28 protein-coding genes are annotated in these 21,803 nt (G+C 66.7%); 12 read left to right on the forward strand and 16 right to left on the reverse strand.

Annotated elements, in window-relative coordinates; genetic code table 11:
• Positions 1-194 precede the first annotated feature (194 nt).
• From ACO2Q1_RS09540 to ACO2Q1_RS09590, 11 genes are all read right to left on the reverse strand, one after another.
• A complete protein-coding gene (locus tag ACO2Q1_RS09540; RefSeq protein ID WP_423329268.1) occupies positions 195-2,075 on the reverse strand; it encodes a M2 family metallopeptidase in 1,881 nt (626 codons plus the stop codon).
• Between the two features lie 73 nt (positions 2,076-2,148).
• Entirely contained in the window at positions 2,149-2,838 is a 690-nt protein-coding gene (mtgA, locus tag ACO2Q1_RS09545; protein WP_423329299.1) for a monofunctional biosynthetic peptidoglycan transglycosylase, read from the reverse strand.
• 119 nt (positions 2,839-2,957) lie between these two features.
• Positions 2,958-3,089, reverse strand: coding sequence for a hypothetical protein (locus ACO2Q1_RS09550; protein ID WP_423329269.1), 132 nt, complete (start codon positions 3,087-3,089; stop codon positions 2,958-2,960).
• A gap of 56 nt (positions 3,090-3,145) precedes the next feature.
• Positions 3,146-4,114, reverse strand: coding sequence for a WD40 repeat domain-containing protein (locus ACO2Q1_RS09555; protein ID WP_423329270.1), 969 nt, complete (start codon positions 4,112-4,114; stop codon positions 3,146-3,148).
• A 17-nt stretch (positions 4,115-4,131) separates the two neighbouring features.
• On the reverse strand, positions 4,132-4,341 hold the full coding sequence (locus tag ACO2Q1_RS09560; RefSeq protein ID WP_423329271.1) for a DUF2093 domain-containing protein: 210 nt from the start codon (positions 4,339-4,341) through the stop codon (positions 4,132-4,134).
• Positions 4,338-4,742: a type II toxin-antitoxin system VapC family toxin gene (locus tag ACO2Q1_RS09565; protein ID WP_423329272.1), complete on the reverse strand. Its 405-nt coding sequence runs from the start codon at positions 4,740-4,742 to the stop codon at positions 4,338-4,340. The genes ACO2Q1_RS09560 and ACO2Q1_RS09565 overlap by 4 nt, the downstream gene beginning before the upstream one ends.
• The gene (locus ACO2Q1_RS09570) at positions 4,739-5,014 is read right to left on the reverse strand and encodes an AbrB/MazE/SpoVT family DNA-binding domain-containing protein (protein WP_423329273.1); all 276 of its coding nucleotides are present in this window, start codon (positions 5,012-5,014) and stop codon (positions 4,739-4,741) included. Before ACO2Q1_RS09570 ends, ACO2Q1_RS09565 begins: the two co-directional genes overlap by 4 nt.
• Positions 5,015-5,045: 31 nt before the next feature.
• Complete coding sequence (locus ACO2Q1_RS09575; protein ID WP_423329274.1) at positions 5,046-6,191, reverse strand: CobW family GTP-binding protein; 1,146 nt, start codon at positions 6,189-6,191, stop codon at positions 5,046-5,048.
• Between the two features lie 152 nt (positions 6,192-6,343).
• On the reverse strand, positions 6,344-7,348 hold the full coding sequence (locus tag ACO2Q1_RS09580) for a cation diffusion facilitator family transporter (RefSeq protein WP_423329275.1): 1,005 nt from the start codon (positions 7,346-7,348) through the stop codon (positions 6,344-6,346).
• A 75-nt stretch (positions 7,349-7,423) separates the two neighbouring features.
• Positions 7,424-8,083 carry a hypothetical protein gene (locus ACO2Q1_RS09585; RefSeq protein WP_423329276.1) on the reverse strand — a complete coding sequence of 220 codons (660 nt, stop codon included), beginning with the start codon at positions 8,081-8,083 and terminating at the stop codon, positions 7,424-7,426.
• Positions 8,084-8,142: 59 nt separating this feature from the next.
• Positions 8,143-9,462, reverse strand: coding sequence for a class I SAM-dependent methyltransferase (locus ACO2Q1_RS09590; protein WP_423329277.1), 1,320 nt, complete (start codon positions 9,460-9,462; stop codon positions 8,143-8,145).
• A gap of 202 nt (positions 9,463-9,664) precedes the next feature.
• On the opposite strand from ACO2Q1_RS09590, the gene rplU reads away from it, so the two are divergent.
• From rplU to ACO2Q1_RS09605, 3 genes are all read left to right on the forward strand, one after another.
• Positions 9,665-10,171 carry a 50S ribosomal protein L21 gene (rplU, locus tag ACO2Q1_RS09595; protein WP_423329278.1) on the forward strand — a complete coding sequence of 169 codons (507 nt, stop codon included), beginning with the start codon at positions 9,665-9,667 and terminating at the stop codon, positions 10,169-10,171.
• 90 nt (positions 10,172-10,261) lie between these two features.
• Positions 10,262-10,546 carry a 50S ribosomal protein L27 gene (rpmA, locus tag ACO2Q1_RS09600; protein ID WP_423329279.1) on the forward strand — a complete coding sequence of 95 codons (285 nt, stop codon included), beginning with the start codon at positions 10,262-10,264 and terminating at the stop codon, positions 10,544-10,546.
• A 167-nt stretch (positions 10,547-10,713) separates the two neighbouring features.
• Positions 10,714-11,247, forward strand: a complete 534-nt coding sequence (locus tag ACO2Q1_RS09605; protein WP_423329280.1) for a GNAT family N-acetyltransferase — start codon at positions 10,714-10,716, stop codon at positions 11,245-11,247.
• A 119-nt stretch (positions 11,248-11,366) separates the two neighbouring features.
• Here the strand turns inward: ACO2Q1_RS09605 and ACO2Q1_RS09610 are convergent, their stop codons facing one another.
• Together ACO2Q1_RS09610 and ACO2Q1_RS09615 are read right to left on the reverse strand one after the other, a co-directional pair.
• On the reverse strand, positions 11,367-11,564 hold the full coding sequence (locus ACO2Q1_RS09610; protein WP_423329281.1) for a hypothetical protein: 198 nt from the start codon (positions 11,562-11,564) through the stop codon (positions 11,367-11,369).
• 109 nt (positions 11,565-11,673) lie between these two features.
• On the reverse strand, positions 11,674-12,183 hold the full coding sequence (locus ACO2Q1_RS09615; protein WP_423329282.1) for a hypothetical protein: 510 nt from the start codon (positions 12,181-12,183) through the stop codon (positions 11,674-11,676).
• 186 nt (positions 12,184-12,369) lie between these two features.
• Here ACO2Q1_RS09615 and ACO2Q1_RS09620 point away from each other — a divergent pair, with 186 nt between their 5' ends.
• The 6 genes from ACO2Q1_RS09620 (at position 12,370) to ACO2Q1_RS09645 (ending at position 17,277) form a co-directional block, all read left to right on the forward strand.
• Positions 12,370-13,572: a threonine ammonia-lyase gene (locus ACO2Q1_RS09620; protein WP_423329283.1), complete on the forward strand. Its 1,203-nt coding sequence runs from the start codon at positions 12,370-12,372 to the stop codon at positions 13,570-13,572.
• Positions 13,553-14,083, forward strand: coding sequence for an FKBP-type peptidyl-prolyl cis-trans isomerase (locus ACO2Q1_RS09625; RefSeq protein WP_423329284.1), 531 nt, complete (start codon positions 13,553-13,555; stop codon positions 14,081-14,083). Before ACO2Q1_RS09620 ends, ACO2Q1_RS09625 begins: the two co-directional genes overlap by 20 nt.
• Positions 14,084-14,339: 256 nt before the next feature.
• Positions 14,340-15,323 (forward strand): TerC family protein, encoded by a 984-nt coding sequence (locus ACO2Q1_RS09630; protein WP_423329300.1) that lies wholly within the window; start codon positions 14,340-14,342, stop codon positions 15,321-15,323.
• Positions 15,324-15,427: 104 nt separating this feature from the next.
• Positions 15,428-16,093 carry a TetR/AcrR family transcriptional regulator gene (locus ACO2Q1_RS09635; protein ID WP_423329285.1) on the forward strand — a complete coding sequence of 222 codons (666 nt, stop codon included), beginning with the start codon at positions 15,428-15,430 and terminating at the stop codon, positions 16,091-16,093.
• A gap of 54 nt (positions 16,094-16,147) precedes the next feature.
• Positions 16,148-16,375 carry a hypothetical protein gene (locus tag ACO2Q1_RS09640; protein WP_423329286.1) on the forward strand — a complete coding sequence of 76 codons (228 nt, stop codon included), beginning with the start codon at positions 16,148-16,150 and terminating at the stop codon, positions 16,373-16,375.
• Positions 16,372-17,277 carry a DeoR family transcriptional regulator gene (locus ACO2Q1_RS09645; protein ID WP_423329287.1) on the forward strand — a complete coding sequence of 302 codons (906 nt, stop codon included), beginning with the start codon at positions 16,372-16,374 and terminating at the stop codon, positions 17,275-17,277. Before ACO2Q1_RS09640 ends, ACO2Q1_RS09645 begins: the two co-directional genes overlap by 4 nt.
• Positions 17,278-17,722: 445 nt before the next feature.
• Here ACO2Q1_RS09645 and ACO2Q1_RS09650 read toward each other — a convergent pair whose 3' ends face one another.
• Genes ACO2Q1_RS09650 through ACO2Q1_RS09660 form a run of 3 tightly spaced genes read right to left on the reverse strand, consistent with a single transcriptional unit; the run spans position 17,723 to position 19,138 of the window.
• Positions 17,723-18,349 (reverse strand): recombinase family protein, encoded by a 627-nt coding sequence (locus tag ACO2Q1_RS09650; RefSeq protein ID WP_423329288.1) that lies wholly within the window; start codon positions 18,347-18,349, stop codon positions 17,723-17,725.
• A gap of 35 nt (positions 18,350-18,384) precedes the next feature.
• Entirely contained in the window at positions 18,385-18,870 is a 486-nt protein-coding gene (locus ACO2Q1_RS09655; RefSeq protein ID WP_312573082.1) for a GNAT family N-acetyltransferase, read from the reverse strand.
• A 31-nt stretch (positions 18,871-18,901) separates the two neighbouring features.
• Positions 18,902-19,138 carry a hypothetical protein gene (locus ACO2Q1_RS09660; protein WP_248119931.1) on the reverse strand — a complete coding sequence of 79 codons (237 nt, stop codon included), beginning with the start codon at positions 19,136-19,138 and terminating at the stop codon, positions 18,902-18,904.
• Positions 19,139-19,164: 26 nt separating this feature from the next.
• Here ACO2Q1_RS09660 and ACO2Q1_RS09665 point away from each other — a divergent pair, with 26 nt between their 5' ends.
• From ACO2Q1_RS09665 to ACO2Q1_RS09675, 3 genes are all read left to right on the forward strand, one after another.
• Positions 19,165-19,614, forward strand: coding sequence for a hypothetical protein (locus ACO2Q1_RS09665; protein WP_409736061.1), 450 nt, complete (start codon positions 19,165-19,167; stop codon positions 19,612-19,614).
• A 169-nt stretch (positions 19,615-19,783) separates the two neighbouring features.
• Positions 19,784-21,238, forward strand: a complete 1,455-nt coding sequence (locus ACO2Q1_RS09670) for a hypothetical protein (protein ID WP_412878650.1) — start codon at positions 19,784-19,786, stop codon at positions 21,236-21,238.
• Positions 21,235-21,684, forward strand: a complete 450-nt coding sequence (locus ACO2Q1_RS09675; RefSeq protein WP_423329289.1) for a uracil-DNA glycosylase — start codon at positions 21,235-21,237, stop codon at positions 21,682-21,684. The genes ACO2Q1_RS09670 and ACO2Q1_RS09675 overlap by 4 nt, the downstream gene beginning before the upstream one ends.
• The last annotated feature ends 119 nt before the right edge of the window (positions 21,685-21,803 follow it).

A 21,803-nucleotide genomic window follows, 5' to 3' on the forward strand; every position in this document is an offset into this window, starting at 1 on the left:
GCCGCGCGAACGCCTTCAAGGCCGCACGCGCGGAGCCTCTGCTTACGCCGAAAAAGTCTGGCCGAATCCACATCTTCGGTCGTTCGCTCCCACATCGCGCGGGAGACCGCGCGCATCATCGAACGGGCCGAGACTAGGTCGTCGGGGTTAACGGCGTGGCCAAGCCACGCGGTTAACCCCAGGATAACGGCGGATCACCAGCCGCAGGGCTTGCCGCGGTTCTGTTCGGTCAGCCAGGCGTTCAGCGGCGCGAAGTAGTCGGCTACGGCGGAGGCGTCGTTGCGGCTCTCGCCGGTGAAGGCCTGCATCGCCTCGGGCCAGGGCTTGGACTGGCCCATCTCCATCATGGCGTTGAAGCGTCGGCCGACCTCGGTGTTCCCATAGACCGAACACTTGTGCAGCGGCCCGGTCCAGCCCGCCTGCTTGCAGGCCGCGCGGTGGAACTGGAACTGGTAGATGTGGGCCAGGAAGTAGCGGGTGTAGGGCGTGTTGCCGGGCACATGGTATTTGGCGCCCGGATCGAAGGCGTCGGCCGGGCGCGGCCCCGGCGGAACCAGACCCTGGTATTTCAGCATGTCTGCGGTCCAGGCCGCGTTATAGCCGTCCGGCGCCGTCTCGCCGCTGAAGACGTCCCAGCGCCAGCGATCCACCATCAGGCCGAAGGGCAGGAACGCGATCTTGTCCAGCGCCATCTTGAGCAGGAAGGGAATGTCCTCCTCGGCGCCCGGCGTGCTCTTCAGCAGGCCGATCTGGTTCAGATAGGTGGGCGTCAGGGCCGACAGGCCGACGAAGTCGCCGATCGCCTCGTGGAAGCCGTCGTTGGCCCCGTTGCGGAACAGGATCGACTGTCCCTTGTAGGCGCGCTGATAGACGTTGTGCCCCAGCTCGTGGTGGACGGTGTAGAAGTCGTCGCCGTTCACCTGTGTGCACATCTTGATGCGGATGTCGTCCAGATTGTCGAGGTCCCAGGCCGAGGCGTGACACACCACCTCCCGGTCGCGCGGGCGGGTGATCATCGACCGCTCCCAGAAGGTCTGGGGCAGGGCGGCGATGCCCATGGAGGTATAGAAGCCCTCGCCGGTCCGGACCATCTTCTCGGCGTCGTAACCCGCAGAGACCAGCAGGTCGGTCAGGTCGTAGCTGGAGGCGCCGCCGGTCTGCGGCGCGACGACGTCATAGATGTTGCCCCACTGCTGGGACCACATATTGCCGAGCAGGTCGGCGCGGATCGGCCCCGTCGCGGGCTGGACCGCGTCGCCGTATTTCTCATTCAGCCGACCGCGCACATAGCAGTGCAGCTGTTCATAGAACGGCTTGACCTGTTCCCACAGCCGGTCGGTTTCGGCGGCGAAGGCGTCGGGCGCCATGTCATAGCCGGAGCGCCACAGGGCGCCGGTGTCGTCAAAGCCCAGTTCGCGGCTGCCCTCGTTGGCGATCTCGACCATGCGCGCATAGTCGGCCTTCATGCCCGGCGAGACGGTGCGCCAGCCTTCGTACAGCGCCTTGGTCTCTGCGGGGTCGCGGCTCTCGGCGATCAGCTGCGTCGCCTCGTCCAGGGTGATGGTCTTGCCCTTGAAGTCGAACTTGCCGGTGGCGTAGGTCGAATCCAGCCGCGTCGTGATGTCGGCCAGCTCGGTCGCCGCGCCCGGACGGGTCGGGGCGGGCAGGACGATGGCCAGCTTGAGTAGGTTCAGCTTGCGGCGGACGTCGGCCGGAACCTGAACGTCGTTGAATCGGGCGGCCTCATTGGCCAGCCGCACCTGGGTCTCGGTGACCTCGGCGTTGACCTTGGCCTCCAGCCATATGGTGTCGAAGGTGATGTTGGTGGCGCGCGTCCACTGGATGCGCGCGGCGCGTTCCAGAAGCTCGGTCAGGGTGGTTTCGGCCTCAGCGATGAAGGCGGCGGCGCCCTCGGCCGTGGCGGGGTGTTCGATCGTGGAGGCCTGCCCCGCAGGGGCGGCGGGCGCCGTCGCGGCGGTGTCGGCCGCTTCCGTCGTGGCGCAGGCCGCGAGGCCCAGAGATGCGGCGGTCGTCAGGGCGACCAGCGAACAGGCGGCGATGAGGGTGCGCTTCATGGAACTCTTTCTCCGAACAGGCGCGGATGGGAGACCCGGTGACGGAGAAGGTCAAGAGCGGACAGGCCGATGGTTAGCCGGTCACGCAGGTCGCCAGTCCCTGGTTGCGGACGATCCGGGCGTTGGCCTGAACGCGGGCGGCGCGACGGCGGACGTAGGGGCCTGGGGGAGCAGCCTTGTAGCGACGCGGGCTGGGCAGGATGGCGGCGAGACGGGCCGCCTGCTGCGGCGTCAGGTCGGCGGCCGAGACGCCGAACCAGTGGCGCGCGGCGGCCTCGGCCCCGTAGACGCCGGGACCCATCTCGGCGACGTTCAGATAGACCTCCATGATCCGGCGCTTGCCCCAGATCGTCTCGATCAGGACGGTGTAGCCGGCCTCCAGCCCCTTCCGCACCCAGCTCCGTTGCGGCCAGAGGAAGACGTTCTTCGCCGTTTGCTGGCTGATGGTCGACCCGCCGCGCACCCTTCCGCCGGCGTCGTTGTGGTCCAGCGCCTTCTGGATTGCCTCCATGTCGAAGCCGCGATGGGAGCAGAAGCGCGCGTCCTCGGCGGCGATGGCCGAGGCCACGAGATGCGGCGAGATGCGGTTCAGCGAGCGCCAGCGGTAGTCGAGGCCGTCGCCGGCGGCCAGGCGCTGCAGCATCAGGATCGTCACCGGCGGCGGGATCAGGGCTGTGGTCAGGACCGAGACGACCGGGAATAGGACGATCAGCAGGGCGAGAACCAGCAGGGGGCGGCCCTTGCGGCGCCGGGGACGCGGCAGCGTCGGATCCTCAGGAGGCGGGGCCGCCTGCGGCCGCGGCGTGCCGATGCGGGGATAGGCGGCGTCCAGGGTCGGCGCGGACGGATCGGACGGCGGCGGGACGCCGTCGCTCGGATCGGTCACGGTTGGGCGTTCACGTTCCACAGGAAGATCACGGCGAAGCTGGCGACAGGCACGATCATTAGGACCAGCGCGGCCAGACATCCATAGCCGGCCAGTCCGGCGGCGGAAGGGTCGCGGGGGTTGGACATGCGGCGGGCTCGCTCGGCTCCCGGTGGAGCGAAGCGGACATTGTGGCAGTTCGGGGTTAAGCCTCCGTCACACCGGCCCGGCCGTCCTCGTCGGCCCAGGCCACCCGGCGGCCGTCCGGCGACAGGGCCAGGGCCACGATGGGCGGGCCGCGATCCGCCTTGACGAAGTCCAGACCCTGGGCCGACGGATCGGCGACCCAGACGCGGCCGTCCGTCAGACCGGCGGCCAGGCGCGGGCCCTTGGGCTGGGCGGCCACCAGATTGACCATGGCGTTCTCGTCATAGCCGATCTCGGTCGCCTCGCGCCCCATCGGACCATTGGCGCCGACGAACGGCCACAGCACGGCGCCCTGAGCCCCCGAGGTGGCCATCAGCTGGCCGTTCGACAGGAAGGCCAGCGACCGGACCTTCGACGGATAGCCGCCCATGCGCAGGTCCTTGGCGTCCTTCAGCCGCCAGCCGTGCAGCTGATTGTCCTGCATGGCGGTCAGGACGAAGGCGCCGTCGGGCGACCAGGCGACATGGGTGTGCGATCCGCCCCATTTCAGCATCGTCGGCTTCTGCTGTTCGATGCGGGCGTACCAGAGGGCGGCGCCGCCATAGGTGGCGCAGGCGATGCGCCGACCCTTGGGGTCGAAGGCGACGGCGGCGACGGTGCGCTCATGGTCGAAGTCGCGACGGAAATGAGCGTCGGTCGCATCGATGACCGACAGGGTGCGGCCGGACGAGAAGGCGATCAGCTTCGTCTCGGGCGAGGCGTCGAGGGAATCGATCCACTGGCTCCTGGTCGATTTGGCCAGGAGACCCGCCTCGCCCTTGCGGCTCCAGATCACCTGGCCGTCATCGCCGCCGGTGACCAGGCCTTCGCCGGAGGGATGGACGGCCGCGCACAGGGCCGCGCCGTCGTGGACGGCGTCATAGTGGCCGTCCTCGAACCGGACCGTGCCGTCGCCGAGGGCGAAGACGGCCCCGTCGCGTTCGAACAGGGCGGCGGTGACCTGGGCGTCGAAGGAAAAGCTGGGCATGGCGGGCTTGTAGCGGCTTATCCGCGCGTTTCCAGCCAGCGCTGCGTCATGGCGGCGGCGGAGGCGTAGGCTTCCTGAAGGTCCACGCTCCAGTAGTTCAGCGCGTCGAGCGGAATGCGCCGGCCCGTGACGGCGCACAGGACGTGGTCGCCGGACTGGACCACCTCGAACTCCGGCGTGTCGTAGCGCAGGACGGCGAGGCGGGAAGATGTGGGGGAAGGCGTCATTCGGTCCCTGCCAACCTGGCCTTTTCGCCGATGCGGCCCAACCGATCGACCGCCTTGCGGTCGAAGGTGACGAGGTGTTCGGCGCGTCTGGAGCGGCCCTGGCGGGCGATGACGCCGTCCGCGAAATCCCCTCCGAGATCCAGCATGGCGAGGCCGGCCTCGACTTCGGCTCGATCGCAGTCGATGGAGGGGGTTTCGATGAGTCGTCGAAGGCTTTCGGCGATGACAGGCCGGGAGAATTTGTAGCTGCGCTGCATCACCCATGCGGCCTCGCATATTGCGAGCACGGGAAGAACCACCGTATCGGCATTCTCGACTTCCCGAAGCGCGATGCGTGTCTGGGTCTCGTCATCCCGGACCAGCAGTCGCAGGATGACATTGGTATCGACGGCGATCCTCACCTTGAGGTCAGTCCCGCAATCCCGGCGGCGGCGCCGGCCTCGGCGATCGCCTCGTTGATCTCCTCGATCGTCAGGGACACGCCCGTTGGCGGCACCATGCTGCCCGCAAGGTCAGACAGGGCGCCGCGCCGCCTTTTAACAGGAGGTATCACCAAGCCGCCGTCAGGCCGGACTTCGACCTGCAACCGGTCCCCAGGACGAGCGCCCAGCCCATCCAGCAACGCCTTGCGGATGGTGATCTGGCCCTTTGCCGTGATGGTCAGTTCGGTCATGGCTCCAGGGTAAGGCGGGCCTGCCTTACTTTCAAGCCGCGCAGGCCTCGAACCCGGCCTTCAGCGCGGCTTCGTCGAGGTCGCGGCCGATGAAGACGGCGCGGGACCAGCGGCGCTCCTTGGCGCCCCATTCGCGTTGCAGGTCGCCTTCCAGGATCATGTGCACGGCCTGGAAGACCAGGCGACGGTCCTCGCCCTTGACGTCGATGATGCCCTTGGCGCGCAGGATGTTCTGGCCCTGCTCGCCCAGCAGCCGATCCAGCCAGGCGGTGAATTTCGTGCCGTCCAGCGGCCGGTCGAGCGACAGGCTGATCCCGCGAATGTCATCGGCATGATCGTGCCCGCGCGCCCCCGAAACCGGCGCGGAAACCGAGTCGGTAGAGTCGGTAGAGTCGGGACCGTCCGCATGACCATGCCCGTGATGGTCATGATCATGGTCATGATCGTGCGCGTGGTGGTGGTCGTGGCCGCAGTGTTCGTCGTGGACGTGGCCCTCGGCGCCGTGGGGCGGGTTCACCCAGTCGGGCTTGACCTCCAGAATACGGTGCAGATCGAAGCCGTGCTGACCCAGCACCTGATCCAGCGGCACGTTGGAGCGTTCCGCGCGAACGATGGGCGCCAGGGGGTTCAGGCCGCGCAGCCGGGCCTCGACTGCGGCGAGCTCATCCGGCGTGGCCAGATCGATCTTGTTGAGGATGATGCGGTCGGCGAAGGCGACCTGTTCGCGCGCCTCCCTGGAGTCGTCCAGCCGCGCCATGACGTGTTTGGCATCGACCAGGGCCGTGACGCTGTCCAGCTTCGTCCTGGCCTTGACGTCCTCGTCGACGAAGAAGGTCTGGGCCACCGGGCCGGGGTCGGCCAGGCCAGTGGTCTCCACGATGATGGCGTCGAAGGCGGGCTTGCCGGGACGTTGCCGCTTCATCAGCCCGGCGACCACGCGGATCAGGTCGCCGCGCACCGTGCAGCAGACGCAGCCGTTGTTCATCTCGAACACGTCCTCGTCGGCGCCGACCACCAGATCGTTGTCGATGCCGATCTCGCCGAACTCGTTGACGATGACGGCGTATTTCTTGCCGTGGTCCTCGGTCAGGATCCGGTTCAGCAGGGTCGTCTTGCCCGCGCCGAGATAGCCGGTGAGGACGGTGACGGGGGTCTTGGCGAGGGTGGCGTCGGTCATGCGCGCACACTTAAGAGCGGGGAGGGCCGTGCGCCAGTCGGGGCGGCGGTGATCGGTCAGTGAAGAGTGCTAGTGAGTCGTGAATAGGACCGCTTTGATCCGTGCATGGGTCCACTCACGACTCACTAGCACTCTTCACTAGATTCCTCTCGTCAGCAGTCCGCGCAGTCCAGCGCCGCACCGGATTCCAGCTGCAGCGTCGTGTGGCGGATGGAGAATTTCTGGCGCGCCAGGGATTGCGCCTCCGCCAGCAGGGCGTCGCCGTCGGTGCGGTCGTGCACGAGGTGGGCCGTCAAGGCGGTCTCGGTGGTGGACAGGCCCCAGACGTGCAGGTCGTGGATGGCGGTCACGCCGGGCAGGGCGAGGAAGGCGTCGCGGATGGCCTCGACCTTCACCCCGCGCGGGGCGGCGTCCAGGGCCAGATCGACGGAATCGACCAGCAGGCCCCAGGTGCCGATGACGATCACCGCCACGATGATCAGGCTGACGATCGGGTCGATCAGGCTCCAGCCCGTGAACAGGATGGCCGCCCCGGCGATGACGACGCCCAGCGAAACCCCGGCGTCCGCCATCATGTGCAGATAGGCGCCGCGCACGTTCAGATCCGTGTGCTGGTCCTTCATGAACAGCAGAGCCGTGCCCAGATTGATGACGAAGCCGATCCCCGCCACGACCATGATCACGCCGGAATCCACGGGCGCGGGTTCGTTGAAGCGGCGGAAGGCCTCGAAGGCGATGAGGCCGCAGGCGAACAGCAGCAGGATGGCGTTGGCCAGGGCGGCCAGGACGGTCGCCTTGCGGAAGCCGTAGGTGCGTCGCGATCCGGCCGCCCGGCGCGCCAGCCAGGCGGCGCCGCCCGCCAGGGCCAGGCCCAGGACGTCGGACAGGTTATGACCGGCGTCGGCCATCAGGGCGGTCGACTGGGCGAACCAGCCGGCGCCGAACTCGATGATGACGAACAGCAGATTGACCGTCAGTCCGACCAGATAGCGCCAGTCGCCGGTGTTCGCCGGCGCATGGGAATGGCTGTGGCCGAAGCCATGGCTGTGGGAATGGCTGTGGGCGTGATCGGGGGAATGACCGGGCGTGGGGACGGGACCGTGACCGGAGTGATCATGGTCGTGGTCGTGATCCGCATGATCGTGGTCGTGCCCCATGGGCGGCCTTTAGTCCCCGATCGGTCCCGGCGTCAAATATGGCATGCACTAAGACGTTGAATGTAAATGTATAACCTAATGCTGGTGGGTGACCACAAGCAGGCCGAGCGCGATCAGGGCGACGCCCAGCACCGCGCCCTCGTAGCGGGCCCAGCGCTCCAGTCTGAGGATCGAGAAGCCGGCCCTCGCCACGGCGGTCAGCAGCACCATCCCGCCCACGGTGCCGAGGGCGAAGACCAGGGTCAGCAGGGCCAGGACATGCAGCCCTTCGGTCGCCGAAGACAGATAGAGGGGCAGCAGCACCTCGCCCGGCGACAGGGCCATCATCGCCACCAGTCCGCCCAGCGCCGCCGCGTCGGACACGCGCGGTTCGGGAAGCTCAAGCTCCGGCCCGCCCGCGACGACCGGGCGTTTGAGCAGGGCGCGGCTCAGATAGAAGGCGCCGAACAGGAACAGCAGCACGGCCGACAGATGCGGCAGCAGGCCCTCGACCCAGCGGTCCAGCGCCAGACCCGCCGCGACGATCAGACCGCCGACCACGGCGGTCGACACGATATGGGCGATCCCCGCCGCAGCCGCCGCGCCCAAGGTCCGCCCCATCCCCCAGCCTTGCGCCCGGCCGACCAGCACGAACGGCAGCCAGTGCGTCGGCAGGACCGCATGCAGAAACGCGGCCACGAACCCGCCGCCCAGAAGCGACAGCAGGACCGGTTGTTCAAGATCGGACGGCGACATCGCCGACCCCATAGCGCGTTACTTTATAACAGTCGAGGGGGTTTTCGCGTCGTCCGGCCTCAGCTGTACAGCGACGCCCGATCCAGCGGCAGGCCGGACGGGCCGGGGCGGCGTTTCTGGGCGACGGTCTGGTAAACCAACACCGAGCCGCGCTCGAAGGCCTTCTTGAATAGGGCGAAATAGATCAGCCACAGCCGGGTGCGAGCCTCGCCGACGAGGGTGTAGGCCTCTTCGCGCCGGTCGTAGAGCCGGTCTTCCCAGTGTTTCAGCGTCAGTTCGAAATGCTCGCGCATGTCTTCGACGTCGAGGGTCTCGAAGCCGAGGCGGCCGAGGTTGGTCACCGTCATGCCGATGGTGTCCAGTTCGCCGCCGGGGAAGATGAAGCGGGTGATGACCTTGGTGGTGTTGGTCGGCTTGATCGGATCGCGGCCGCCGCGCCGCACCGAGGCCTGATGGAAGTAGAGGCCGCCTGGCTTGAGCAGGCGCTTCATCTCCAGAAAGTGCCGCTCGTGGTTGGCGAAGCCGACGTGCTCGAACATCTCGACCTGGCTGATGGCGTCGTATTCGCCCGAGGAGGTGATGTTGCGATAGTCCTGCAGCTCCAGCGTGATGCGGTCCTCAAGCCCCAGCGCCTTGACCTTGGCGCGACCGAAGTCGAGCTGGGCCTGGCTGAGGGTCACGCCATGAACGGTGACGCCGTAGTGCTTCGCCGCCCAGCAGGACAGGCCGGCCCAGCCGCAGCCGACGTCGAGCAGCTTCTGGCTCGGCTTGAGCCGCAGCTTCTTGCAGATGCGATCCAGCTTTTCTTCCTGCGCCCGCTCCAGCGACGTGTCGTGGTCCAGGAAATAGGCCGAGGAATAGACCATCTCCGGATCAAGGAAGAGGGCGTAGAAGTCGTTGCCGACGTCATAGTGGAACTGGATGAAGTCCTTGTCGCTTCGGCCCGCCTTGTCGGCGCCGATGCCGTCGTTGCCGGTCTTGTCCCATTCGGGCAGCTCGGTCGCCCCGGCGTCGGAGCCGCCCAGCAGGAAGGGGACGGCGGCCTTGGCCACCAGCATCTTGTCGGCGCGCCTGGCCAGGTGGACGGCGTGGCCGTGGTCCCAGCGATCGGCCGCCTCCAGAGGACTGCCGCCCTCGATCCGGACATCGCCCGTGGCGAACAGCTCGAAGAAGGTCATCAGGCCAGGCTTCAGCAACAGCCGCCGCACGGCGGAGGGACGGGCGATGACGATCTGGATGTCGTCGCGCGCCTTCGGACCCAGGGGCAGGACCTCTCCGTTCCACAGTCGCAGCGACAGGTCGGCCTGCAGCAGGTCGGCGACGTGGGCGACGATTCGGCGTGCGGCGACGATGCGGCTGTCGGAGACGTCGGAGGGCATGAAGGCGTCCTGGGTTGGCTTCGGCGTTCTATGCACACAGATATAAGGAAGGGCCAGAGCGGGAACGGTTTCGAGGCGGGGGCTGCGTTTTGCCGCCCTTCGGCGTTGACTCGGACCGCCCTGTCCGTATATGTCGCCGCTCTTCGCCCGCGGGGGTCCCCGACGGGCGCTTCCTTTTTTGCGTTTGCGCCGAGGCTTCAACATGTACGCGGTGATCAAGACCGGCGGTAAGCAGTACCGGGTCCAACCGGGCGATACGATCGTCGTCGAAAAGCTGGCTGGTGAAGCCGGCGCTGACGTTTCGCTGGGCGAAGTCCTGATGCTGGGCGGCGACAAGGGCGTGACCCTGGGCGCGCCGCTGGTCGAAGGCGCCACCGTGGCCGCCACCCTGGTCGAGACCCGCAAGGGCGAGAAGATCAAGATCTTCAAGAAGACCCGCCGTCAGGGCTATCGCCGGACCAACGGTCATCGCCAGCCGGAATCGGTCCTGCGCATCACCGGCATCGAAGGCGCCGGCGAGAGCGCCAAGTGGGACGGCGAAGTCTCGCTGCTGACCAAGGCCGAGATCAACGCCCGCGCCCGTGGCCTCGCCGCCCGCGTCGAGGCTCCGGTCGTCGCCGAGGAGGCCCCCAAGGCCGCCAAGAAGGCGCCGGCCAAGAAGAAGGCCGCCCCCGCCGCCGAAGCTGAAGTTTCGGGCGACGAGGCCTAAGAATTTCTGTCGCGCCGGGGACGGCGCGGCGGTGTAGATCAACGGTGTCGACGGCCAGCGGGCCGGGGACGCAAAAGACGGAGTAGAGCCATGGCTCACAAGAAATCCGGCGGTTCGTCGCGCAACGGTCGCGACTCCGAGTCGAAGCGCCTCGGCGTGAAGAAGTTCGGCGGCGAGAAGGTTCTGGCCGGCAACATCCTCGTGCGTCAGCGCGGCACCAAATTCCACCCGGGCACGAACGTCGGCCTGGGTCGTGACCACACCCTCTTCGCCCTCGTACAGGGCGCCGTGTCGTTCGCCCGCAAGGCCAACGGCCGTTGTTACGTGTCGATTCTCCCGGCCAATGACGACGCGAAAGCCATGGCCGCCGAGTAACGCGAAGCCCGACAGTTTCGGATCGCGTTGCTCTTCAGACAGCAGCCGATCCGGACCAGGGAAATATTCCGCGGGGAGTCTGGATCACCAGGCTCCCCGTTTGCGTTTCCCCGCCTCGAAGTCCGCCCGAGCCCTTCAAGGAGGCGGACCCGAATGAGGCGGACGTCATGTGCATCATCGAGACCCAGCCGGTCATAGAGACCCGGCGCCTGACCCTGAGATCGCCCGGCGTCCAGGACGCGCCGCGCATCGCGGCCCTGGCCAACGACCCGGACATCGCGCGCATGACCTGCCGCATGCCTCACCCGTTCGGACCGGGCGATGCGGAGGACTTCATCCTGGCGGTGGCGTCGCAGGATCCGGCGCGCGCGGCCACCTTCCTGATCGAGCATGAGGACGCCGGACCGGTCGGCGTCGTCGGCCTGTTCGAGGGCGACGACCGGGTGCCCGAGACCGGCTACTGGATCGGGCGAGACTTCTGGGGTCGGGGCTATGCGACCGAGGCGCTGCAGGCGGCGACGGCCTGGGCCCGCGCCCGGTGGCGGCGGCGCGCCCTGGTCGCGGGGCATTTCTCCGACAATCCGGCGTCCGGCCGGGTGCTGGAAAAGGCGGGCTTTCTCTACACCGGCGAGACCCGTCGCCAGTTCAGCCGCGCCCGGGGGCAGCTGACCGACACCCGCATGATGGTCTGGCTGGCCTGACTTAGAGCGAGATCGGTTCGAATGCGGTCGCATTCGAACTCAGATCCTCGCTCAAGGCATTGGACGAGGACCAAAATCTGAGTTCGGATTGGTTCAATCCGAACCGATTTTGGTCTAGGTCAGCCGGCGATCAGCCCCGGTCCCACTATGATTCCGACGGCGATAAGGGCGCCCAGGGTGGCCACCCCGGCGCCGGCCGCGAAGGCGGCGATGATCCGCAGGCGGCGGCGCCGACGGCCGCCGGCCGGCAGTTTGCGGATCAGGATGAACGGGCCGCGCTTGAACGCTTCCGAGCCGGTGATGTTATGGCGGGACAAAGGTCGCCTCCCCCTTACGCTACGCGCCCCTGTTCAGGCGGGGGATGGGGCTGAATGAAGGCGAACCGCGGTCGTCGACGTCTTCGTGATCCGCCTGACCGTGTTCGGTCTACATGTTGACGACGATGACCCGGCCGCCGCGCGTTTCGACCCGGCGCATCAGCACCACGCGGTCGTCGCCGCCGGCCGAGACCGGGACGATGACGAACCAGCCGCCGTCCGGCAGGCCGGTGATCGAGAACCGGTTGTCGGCGCAGGTCCCGGCCCGGACATAAGAGCGGTAATCCGCGTTCGGATCGGCCACGGTGCGGGCGCGCACCACGGCCTCGGGCACGGCGGCGGCCTGGGTCGAGCCGTACAGGCTGTGGAAGCGGGCGCGGGTATAGGGCGTCTCGGGCGTGACCGCGACCGAGCCGGTGCAGCCATAGACCTGACCGCCCTGGCGATAGGCCACGCGGCCGTCGATGGCGGCCTGGCCCTGACGCGTCGACCAGCCGAAGGCGGCGGCGTCGAAACCGGCGGGCGGGGGCGGGCCATAGGCGGGGCCGCCCGGAACGGTCGAACAGGCGGCGGCGCCCAGGGCCAGGGCGGCGATGGCCAGGATGGAACGAACGGACATGGCGTTTTCCCCTTGATGCGACACGGTCCCTGTCGCCGGACCTGCCGAAATGCATACGCCGGGCATGTGACAGGTCAAGGCGCGACGGCCGCGCCATCGGGTCACGGACGGTTGCGGCGGACCTCGTGCGGCGCCACAACCGGGACAACGGCCGCGACAGATCGGCCGACAGTTCCAGGGATCCCCATGACCGTCGCGTTTTCCGACATCCAGGCCGCGCGCGCGCGCATCGCGGGCCAGGTCGACCGCACCCCCGTCCGCCATTCGCGCCGCCTGTCGGAGCTGACCGGGGCCGAGGTCTGGGTCAAATACGACAATCTGCACTTCACCGGCAGTTTCAAGGAGCGGGGGGCGTTGAACCGCCTGCTGCTGCTCAGCGAGAGCGAGCGGCGGCGCGGGGTGGTGGCGGCCTCAGCCGGCAATCACGCCCAGGCCCTGGCCTATCACGGGGGTCGTCTGGGCGTGCCCGTGACCATCGTCATGCCGGAGGGCACGCCCTTCACCAAGGTCGACGGCACCCGCCGCCACGGCGCCAATGTCGTGATCCACGGCCTGGACTTCTCCGGCTCGACCGAAGAGGCCAAACGGCTGGAGCAGGAAAAGGGCTTCATCTTCGTCTCGGCCTTTGACGACGCAGGCATCGTCGCCGGTCAGGGCGTCTGCGCGGTCGAATTCCTGGAGGACGCGCCGGATCTCGACAGTCTGATCATTCCGATCGGCGGCGGCGGCCTGATCGCGGGCTGCGCCATCGCCGCCAAGGCCATCAAGCCCGACATCCGCGTCTTCGGCGTCGAGGCGGCCATGTATCCGTCCTTCACGGCCAAACGGCGGGGCGAGCCGCCCCGGTGCGGCGGGGCCACCATCGCCGAGGGTATCGCCATCAAGGCGGTGGGCGACATTCCCTTCGCCCTGGCCGATCCGCTGATCGAGGACGTCATGGTCTGCGACGAGGAGGATTTCGAAAAGGCCGTGGCCTTCTACGCCACCTACGAAAAGACGGTGGCCGAAGGCGCCGGCGCGGGCGGTCTGGCGGCCCTGCTGCGCCACCCCGAACGGTTCGCGGGCCACCGGGTCGGCCTGGTGCTGTGCGGCGGCAATATCGACGCCCGGATGCTGGCGGTGGTGCTGAACCGCGAAATGGTCCGTGAACGGAGATTGATCGTTTATCGCATCCTCGGCGACGACCGGCCGGGCATGCTGTCGGCCATGGCGGCGGTGATCGGCGGCGTCGGCGGCAACATCATCGACGTGGTGCACAACCGCCTGGCCCTGGACGTCCCCGCCAAGGGGGCGGAGTTCGACATCATGGTCGAAACGCGCGATAGCGCCCACGCCGACGAGATCGGTCAGGCGTTGAAGGACAAGGGTTATGCGCTTCGCATGGGGTAGGGTGGCCGCCCTGACGGCCGCCGTTTCGGTTCTGGCGGCGTGCGGCCAGCAGGCAGGCGTCAACGCCGCCGACTCTCAGGCCAACGCCGAGGCCTCGGCCGCCTTCCTGATCCGCAACGGCAAGGCGGACGGGGTGGTCACCCTGCCGTCAGGGCTGCAGTACAAGGTGGTGACGCCCGCGCCCGCCGGCGCGCCCAGTCCGGACCGCAACGACCTGGTGCGCGTCGACTACGAGGGCACGCTGATCGACGGCACGGTGTTCGACAGCTCCTTCGAAAAAGGCGTCCCCTACGCCACGACGCCGGAAGAGGTCGTGCCCGGCTGGACCGAGGCCCTGCAGAAGATGAAGGTCGGCGAGGAATGGATCCTCTATGTCCCGCCGGCGCTCGGCTACGGCGAACAGCGCGCGGGACGCATTCCGCCCAATTCGGTGCTCGTGTTCCGTCTCAAGCTGCTGGACATGCTGCCGGTCGCCGGCGGCGGCCGCGGCCCGGGAACGGCCGACGGGTGATCTCCCCGAGGCCCGTGAGATGCCTGTCATCCAGAGAGCGCCCGCCGAAATGACTTCTGGCGAGTTGATGGAGCGGTTGAGTTCGGCGCAGGTCCGAACTAATCTGGTGACAGCGGCCCGGGCCCCTCTGGCGTCTGATGGCAGACGTGATGTCGGTCCGCATCGAGCAAGCTCGGTGCGCGACGACCTGTCCGGTCGATCTCTTTTGTGCGCGCCGCAGTTCGCTCCTTGAACAAGGGGTGTCCTGATGGACCTTATGAGTCTGTTCCTGGCCGAGTGGCTGGGCAAGCTGGCCTGGATGTGGCTGGCCTTCATGTCTTTGGTGCTGGTCCTTCTGGTGCTGGACCTCGGGGTCCTCCACAAGGATCAGCACGAAATCGGCGTGCGCGAGAGCCTTCTGCTTTCGGGCATGTACATCGCCTTCGCCCTCGCCTTCGGCGGATGGGTCTGGTGGGAACTGGGCCGCCAGTCCGGCATCGAGTACCTGACCGGCTTTGCGATCGAGAAGTCGCTGGCAATGGACAACGTCTTCGTCATCGCGATGATATTCGGCTATTGCGCCATCCCCCGCGCGCTCCAGCACCGGGTGCTGTTCTGGGGCATCATCGGGGTGATCGTGCTGCGGGCGCTCATGATCGGGGCCGGTGCAGCCCTGGTCAGCCAGTATGGCTGGGTGCTCTACATCTTCGCGGCCTTCCTGATCTTCACCGGCGTCAAGATGTTCTTCGCGGGCGACGGGCATGCCGATGTGGGCGACAATCCCATGGTGCGGTGGATGCGGCGACGCCTGCGCGTCACCGACCGTTTGCACGGCCAGAAGTTCTTCGTGCGCGAAGCCGACGCCAACGGCCGGATGGTGCTCTGGGCCACGCCGATGTTTCTGGCGCTGGTGATGATCGAAATCGCCGACGTGATCTTCGCGGTGGACTCAGTGCCGGCGATCTTCGCCATCACCACCGATCCCTACATTGTCTACACCTCGAATATCTTCGCGATCCTGGGGTTGAGGGCGCTCTATTTCGCTCTCGCCGCCGTGATCCACCGCTTCGCCTATCTGAAGCAGGCGCTGGCGGTGCTGCTGGTTTTCATCGGCGGCAAGATCTTCGTGGCCGACCTGCTGGGCTGGGAGAAGTTTCCGGCCGAGTGGTCTCTGCTGATCACCGCCGCCATTCTGGCGGGCGGGATCGTGTGGTCCCTCTGGAAGACACGGGGGAACTCTTCGGCTGCCGGCAGCCTATGAGCTGGGCCCCCGGCAGGATGCGACGGCGTCATGTCTGATGGGGCGCACGCCCGTTGCGACTAAGCTATAGGTTCGGGGCGAGAGGTAGGGGCCGGGGGCGAGCCATGGCGAGACAGAGCGAGGCGGGCGGCGACGCGCGGGACACCCGTTCGGAACTGCTGCGCGTCGCTCTCGAAATCATCGAGGCGGAGGGTCCGGAATCCCTGTCCATCCGCCAGGTCGCCAAGCGTCTCGGGATATCGCATCAGGCTCCCTACAAGCACTTCGAAGACCGGAATCACCTGATCGCCGAGGTCGTCGGTGGATGTTTCGAGGAGTTCGGAGCCTGGCTGCGGGCCGCGGGCGCCGCCGAATCCGACCCCAGCCTCGCGCTGCGCGCCATGGGTCAGGCCTATCTCGGCTACGCGATGACCCACCCGGGCAAGTATCGCATCATGTTCTCAAATCCCCTGCCGCCGTCGCTGCGCCACCGGTCGATGGTGGCGCGCGCCTCCAGCGCCTACGACGCCTTGCGGTCGGCTCTGCTGGATCTCTACCGGCTGCAGCATCGCGCGGCGCCGGATGTCGAGGCCGAGGCGGACGCCTTGCAGATCTGGATCGTGATGCACGGCCTGGCCACATTGCTCAGGCATGACTCGCTCTCGGTGCTCGGTCTGGATCGCGCCCTCGTGGCCGCCGCGCCCGGGCTCGCGTTCGACCGCATTCGCACATTTCTTCAGCCGCCTACATCCGGCCCAAATCCGGTGCCCGGCGACGAACGTCCTTGTTGACACTGTCTACCTGACGGTTTGAATACTCCCGTTCCCTGGGAGGAATTCGGCGGGATGCGGGAAAAGGTTGATCCGACGCGCGACCACAACGCGTTTCGAGGCGACGGCGCTTCCGGTCGACCACAGGCTGTGCTCGCCGACGTCTGCCGGGCGCTGGTCGAAAATCGCTCTCCGCTGGTGACGCCCGACGGGCCGCGCTGGCGACTGTCGGATGCGGGCGAGACCCTCTTTCGTCGGCGTGCGTTCGACGCACGCGGCCGCGTGCGCCGGCTGTCGGCGTGACGCATCCCGACACACGCACAGAGGCGGCGGTCGCCTGGCTCAACCAGGGCCTTGTGCTGGATCTCATCCACATCACCCGACGCAGGGTGTTCGATGACCTCACGGCCGTCCTCGTCCTGGCGGCGGTCGCGGACGCGAGCTATTGCCCCTCAGGCCCGCGACCGAAGCTGGAGGCCCGGTCGGCAAGGCGCATGGTCGCCCGCGCCGATCACCGCAGGCCCATCGCGACATCCCGGATCGCCTTGTCGATCCGCCTCCCCAGAGAAACCGCTCGCGGCAAGGCGTTGGGGCTCCTGGGACGCGGATGGCTGGAACGGCGGCCCGACGGTTTCGTGGCCCATCCGGCGCTGGGCGCGATCGACGGTCCGCTGCTGGCCCCGTTCACGGAGCGCCTGTGTCGCTATTTGGATGATCTCGAAAGACTGGGCGTTGTGGGGCAGACGTCGATCGCGGGCCTGTCGATCCGTGACGTCCATGCCGCCACCGAGGTGTTGCGTGTTTTGGCGCGCCACAGTCTGAGGCAATGGGAGAGATGGCGGACCACCGCTCCGTTCGAGCCGCATCTGCAGACCTACATTCTCGCGGACCTGTCCCAGGCGACGGGCGCGCATTTTACGGCCGCCGGATGCGAACCGCCGCCCTGGACCCGCGTCACGCCCCGAAGCCATGGGCTCAAGATCGCCGCGAGGCTCTCGCTGCCGCCCGAGACCGTCCGCCGCAACCTGAACGCCCTGTGCACGGCCGGCCGGATTGAGCGCGGCTATGGCGGCTTTTCGGTCGCCGCCATCGCTTCGGGCGCCGACGTCGGGACGGCAGACTGCCCGGCGATTGCATCGGCCAAGCGGTTAGTGGTCCAACTCAACGCCCTCGGACCCGACGCACCTCTGGCGATGGCGGGTTGAGACCGCCAAACGTCGCGACCCACAAAGTGGCTTGCCTCGCTCTGGAGCCCGCAGGAGCGCAATGTCACGGTGAAGGTTCAGCGACGGAACTGCGGCCCGTCCGCCATGGTGTGGATGGGGCGACGGGCGGGCCGCACATTCGCTGAGCGTCCTGAGCGAACGCACTACCCTATTCGGCGAGTCGAAATCTCGCCCAACGGCAGACTGCCCTGATTTGGTGACAGGCTCCCTGAATGTGCAGGGAGAAATGGCGCACCCGAAGAGATGGCTCGGTTGGCTGATGTCGTCGGTCATCTGTCGCTCATGATCTGGAGCGTCCAGCCATCGTCACCGAGGCGATTCCGGTCAACGGTCCGGGCACCGGCGAACGGGCGTGTGCGACCGATCCTGTCGGCTCCGGGCGGGCACGATGTCAGCAAGCCATAGTCGGTTGGCTACGTCCGGTTCAGGCGTGCGCCACGCTCTCCAGACGGTCTTCTGCAACCGTGGTCATAGCGTGCTTGATGCGCTGGACGGAGGCCGTGGAGGTGCCGGTCGCTCGCGCTACCGCACGGATGCTCAAACCGTCCTTCAGGGCTTTCTCGACCCTCGCCACACGGTCTGGCGACAGGCTGGGCCGACCGAACTGGACGCCTTTCGCACGAGCACGCGCCAATCCGGCTCGGACCCTGCCCCTGATCAGTTCACGCTCGAATTCGCTGAACACGGCCAGCATCTGGAAGAGCATCCTGCCCGAAGGCGTGCTCGTATCGACCGACTGCTGGTGCAGATAGAGATCGCAGCCACGGGCTTGGATGTCGGAGAGGAAGGCCACCAGATCGCTCAAGGAGCGTCCCAAACGGTCCACCGCATAGGACGCGCAGATGTCGATCTCTCGGCGATGGACGGCCTTCAGGAGGGCGTCGTAGCCCGGCCGTTGATCCCGCCCCTTGGCGCCGCTGATCCCGGCATCCTCGAACACCCTGACGATGGTCCATCCGGCTTTCTCGGCGACATCGGTGAGGATGCGAATTTGGTTCTCGACCGTCTGCTGGTCGGTCGAGCAACGAACGTAGAGACCGCATCGCTTCATCCACCAGAAGGTCTCACGGATCGGCGGGGCGTCAATCAGATCGGCGCGGAGAGGGCCTTGGCCATGCGGTAGTTGCGGAAGGTTTCGCCCCGGAGTTCGACGTCCTGCGCCTCGATCACCTCGAAGCCGTTGCGTTCGAAGAACGGGCGGGCGGTGATGCTGGCCTCGGTGAACAGCCGGTCGATGCCGTGTCGGTTCGCATGGTCGTGGATGTGATCCAGCAGGGCACGCGCGACGCCTCGGCCTTGGTGGTCTGCATGGACGAACATCATGTCGATGTGGCCATCTGGCTCCAGATCGCTGAAGCCCGCGATTTCTCCGGCGACTTCCGCCACGAAGGTCGGTCGGCCGCCGAGGCGCGTCGCCCACTGCTCTCGGTTCACAGCGACCGGCGCCCATGCGTCGATCTGGGTCGGGCTGTAGTCCCGGCTGGCCACCTGCCTCACTGATCCAGCGAACAGGTCGATCAGCACATCGAGGTCTTCTGCGCGGTAGGCGCGGATATGGATGGTGTCGTTCATGGCGTCGCCTGATGTCAGAGGGGCGACGCCTTTAGCTGGGCGAGCGGATGTCGTCCAAGGGCATGACGAACATCTGGCTGTAGCCTCGGTGGCCATCGCTGGTCGTGAAGACGACGAACTCCTCGCCCGCCTGTTCTGCCGCCTCGCGCACGATGTCGCTGAACTCGTCGATGTGGTCAGGCTTGCCGATCAGCGTGAAGCCGTCCCGCTCGACCTTTACGTCGTAGGCGGGGGCGCCGCGCTTCAGCTTGTCGAGCAGCCGTCCCATCGACCGTTAGAAAAACACCGGTCATTTTGTCGGTCAAGCCGAGTGGGCCTGTGGTTTTCGCGGGTGTCTTTCAGCACGCCGAAAACGGAGTCTGGGAGGCCCGGATTTGCTGGGTTCTGAAGGGCCGGATTCAGAAGGTTTTTGTCACGCCCCTCCAACCCGTTCGCGGCGTGCTTGATCGGCCTTCGGCCTCGTCACCAGAATTGTTCGGCGCCGACGAGATGGAGGTCTTCTACATCGGCGGATCAATGAAACGGCCCGACGTCAGTCGGGGCGTTCATGGTCTGGCCGAACGACGTCGTGGCCGGAGCAAGGCGACGGACGCGGCTCGTCCGACCGGGCTATGGTTGTCCTATCGCCGGGACGGCCAACCGCTCACGCGGTCGTCCGCTCCTGACGATGATATCCCGCAGATCGCCTCGGCCTTCGGCCTCCTCGATCCACGGCCGATCATTCATCAGTCGTTGGCGGATTGATCTGGTCCGATTCCTTCACCTCGGCTCCTCGACAAGAACCCGGACCCGGCAACCCATTCGCACCTTTCTCTATAAGCACGCTGCGAATGGGTTGCCCCTGAACCCTTCCTTCACTCCGTCCGGGGAAGAAGGTTGGGACGGGTAACCTTGAGCGTGGGGGAATACGGGCGTGGCGAAGATGAAGGTGACCGTGCTCACCGGGCCGCAGGGCAGCGGCAAGAGCACGGTGATGCGGCAGGAGGCCATCGCCCAGCCCGGCCTCTACCTGTTCGCCGCCCCGACCCACGAACTGATCGACGAGCAGACTGCCGCCTTCAAGGCGGAAAAGCGCGGCCTGAAGCTGTGGCCCGTCCATTCGAAAACAGGCGGCAAGGGCAAGGTCGAGGAGCGGCTTGAACACGCGCGCTCGGAAATCGTGCGCGAAGGCCACCGTCACGCCGTGATCCTGACGACGCACGACGCGATGATGGGCAGCGATCTGTCCCTCTTCGCAGGATGGCATGCTCGGATCGACGAGGCACCCGCTGCGGTTCAGGCTGGCTCGTTTAACATCAGCGAGGTTCGGGCGGCTTTGAAGGAGCGGTTCGCTCTGCACACCAAGCCCGGCCACGACTGGGCATCACTGACCCTGAACGGGAACAAGCCAAGCTGGAAGCGGCTTCAGGGGAGCCTCGCCGCAAGCGATCTCGTCGAGTTCTACAAACAGGCCGCCAACCCCGCACGGGTCTTTGTGCGAACCCCGAACTGGGATGCGCTCGACGACATCGACTGGTTCTCGATGTGGACGCCGCTGGAACTCGCGGGCTTCGCCTCCGTGCAGATCGCCGGGTCCAGCTACACCCGCAGTGTGGGCTACCTCGGAGCACAGGCTCTCTATGAAGACCTGTTGGAATTCGACGAGCGCGAAGTGCCGGTCGTCCGCAAAGGTCAGCCGTCGATCAGCATCCACTACTTCACCGGGGGGCATCGCGGCTCGACGGCCTTCTGGGGGAAGTCCGAAGGGCGACTTCAGATCAAACACGTCTGCGACTATCTGGCGAAAACGTTGCCCAAGGCGTCGTTTTGGTCGGGCAACACTGTGGTCCAGCATCTCATGGAGCACCGGATCAAAGGCGAACTCATCGCGGCGAGCGCGGCGGGTCTGAACAAGCACCGCAGAAAACAGTGCTGCGCCATCATCTTCAGCGGCAAGGCGACGAAGGCCGACCGGGGCATGATGAAGGTCTTTGGCCTGACCGACGACCACATCGAGCGCGCCCGCGAAGACGAACTAATCCGACAGTTCGCCATGCGCGGCGCCATCCGCGATCCGGCCTTCGACGACGCCTATGACATCTACGTCTACGAGAAGGTTCAGGCGGAACGGCTGAAGGAGCACTTCGAGGAATTGCACTTCGACACCGTTGAACTGATCCCGGTAACGGAAGCGCGCCTGATGACGGTGCGCCGGAAGTCAGACGGCCCCACCGATCAGGAGCGGGAAGCAAAGAAGGTGGCTCAAAGGAAGAAGGCGGCGGATCGACAGCGCGCGAAACGTGCAGCGGATGCGAAGGCCGCCGGGCGTGAGGTCGGTCAGCCGGGTAATCCGAAGCTGAAGGCCCAGTCCAAGGGTCGCAGCATATGAACAAGCCGCGCTCCATGCGCTCGCCGGATGTTCGGGCCGCCAGACGCGCCATGCTCGACCTGCCCCATATCAAACCGCTGTCTGACTTCGCGGCTGATCTGCGTGTCCGATACGGCGTCGAAGTGCCCGAGTTCGATCCACTCGACGGCGGGATCAATGCGCGCATCTTGTTCCTGTTCGAAAAGCCGGGGCCGATGACTTCCGATCTCAAAGCAGGACGGGTCGGATCGGGGTTCATCAGCCGGGACAATGATGATCCCTCCGCTGAAGCCACGTTCAACTTCATGGCTGACGCCGGAATCCCACGGGAGGATACCGTGACGTGGAATGTCGTTCCCGGCTGGAACGGCACCCGGAAGATCACCGGGACGGAACTTCGCCAAGGCGTAGCGGAGGCTCGCAATTTGCTCGCTCTTCTGCCTCGCGCCCGAACGGTCGTGACGTGACCCCCGTTTCTCATCCAGCCATAACAAGAGTCCGTCGTTGATCTGAGCTGGGGTTGTTGGGGTTGGCAAGAGGCCGGTCTGCGCAGCCATCAACCAGCGCAGCAGGCCGGCCGATCTGT

The sequence above is a fragment of the Brevundimonas sp. VNH65 genome (genome assembly GCF_049445955.1).
GTDB lineage: Bacteria > Pseudomonadota > Alphaproteobacteria > Caulobacterales > Caulobacteraceae > Brevundimonas.

Bases quoted from the DNA above. Each gene is read 5' to 3' on its own strand.
- ACO2Q1_RS09540 (WP_423329268.1), bottom strand. From the start codon at position 2,075: ATGAAGCGCACCCTCATCGCCGCCTGTTCGCTGGTCGCCCTGACGACC.
- ACO2Q1_RS09550 (WP_423329269.1), bottom strand. From the start codon at position 3,089: ATGTCCAACCCCCGCGACCCTTCCGCCGCCGGACTGGCCGGCTATGGA.
- ACO2Q1_RS09555 (WP_423329270.1), bottom strand. From the start codon at position 4,114: ATGCCCAGCTTTTCCTTCGACGCCCAGGTCACCGCCGCCCTGTTCGAA.
- ACO2Q1_RS09560 (WP_423329271.1), bottom strand. From the start codon at position 4,341: ATGACGCCTTCCCCCACATCTTCCCGCCTCGCCGTCCTGCGCTACGAC.
- ACO2Q1_RS09570 (WP_423329273.1), bottom strand. From the start codon at position 5,014: ATGACCGAACTGACCATCACGGCAAAGGGCCAGATCACCATCCGCAAG.
- ACO2Q1_RS09575 (WP_423329274.1), bottom strand. From the start codon at position 6,191: ATGACCGACGCCACCCTCGCCAAGACCCCCGTCACCGTCCTCACCGGC.
- ACO2Q1_RS09580 (WP_423329275.1), bottom strand. From the start codon at position 7,348: ATGGGGCACGACCACGATCATGCGGATCACGACCACGACCATGATCAC.
- ACO2Q1_RS09585 (WP_423329276.1), bottom strand. From the start codon at position 8,083: ATGTCGCCGTCCGATCTTGAACAACCGGTCCTGCTGTCGCTTCTGGGC.
- ACO2Q1_RS09590 (WP_423329277.1), bottom strand. From the start codon at position 9,462: ATGCCCTCCGACGTCTCCGACAGCCGCATCGTCGCCGCACGCCGAATC.
- rplU (WP_423329278.1), top strand. From the start codon at position 9,665: ATGTACGCGGTGATCAAGACCGGCGGTAAGCAGTACCGGGTCCAACCG.
- rpmA (WP_423329279.1), top strand. From the start codon at position 10,262: ATGGCTCACAAGAAATCCGGCGGTTCGTCGCGCAACGGTCGCGACTCC.
- ACO2Q1_RS09605 (WP_423329280.1), top strand. From the start codon at position 10,714: ATGTGCATCATCGAGACCCAGCCGGTCATAGAGACCCGGCGCCTGACC.
- ACO2Q1_RS09615 (WP_423329282.1), bottom strand. From the start codon at position 12,183: ATGTCCGTTCGTTCCATCCTGGCCATCGCCGCCCTGGCCCTGGGCGCC.
- ACO2Q1_RS09620 (WP_423329283.1), top strand. From the start codon at position 12,370: ATGACCGTCGCGTTTTCCGACATCCAGGCCGCGCGCGCGCGCATCGCG.
- ACO2Q1_RS09625 (WP_423329284.1), top strand. From the start codon at position 13,553: ATGCGCTTCGCATGGGGTAGGGTGGCCGCCCTGACGGCCGCCGTTTCG.
- ACO2Q1_RS09630 (WP_423329300.1), top strand. From the start codon at position 14,340: ATGAGTCTGTTCCTGGCCGAGTGGCTGGGCAAGCTGGCCTGGATGTGG.
- ACO2Q1_RS09635 (WP_423329285.1), top strand. From the start codon at position 15,428: ATGGCGAGACAGAGCGAGGCGGGCGGCGACGCGCGGGACACCCGTTCG.
- ACO2Q1_RS09640 (WP_423329286.1), top strand. From the start codon at position 16,148: ATGCGGGAAAAGGTTGATCCGACGCGCGACCACAACGCGTTTCGAGGC.
- ACO2Q1_RS09650 (WP_423329288.1), bottom strand. From the start codon at position 18,349: ATGAAGCGATGCGGTCTCTACGTTCGTTGCTCGACCGACCAGCAGACG.
- ACO2Q1_RS09655 (WP_312573082.1), bottom strand. From the start codon at position 18,870: ATGAACGACACCATCCATATCCGCGCCTACCGCGCAGAAGACCTCGAT.
- ACO2Q1_RS09660 (WP_248119931.1), bottom strand. From the start codon at position 19,138: ATGGGACGGCTGCTCGACAAGCTGAAGCGCGGCGCCCCCGCCTACGAC.
- ACO2Q1_RS09675 (WP_423329289.1), top strand. From the start codon at position 21,235: ATGAACAAGCCGCGCTCCATGCGCTCGCCGGATGTTCGGGCCGCCAGA.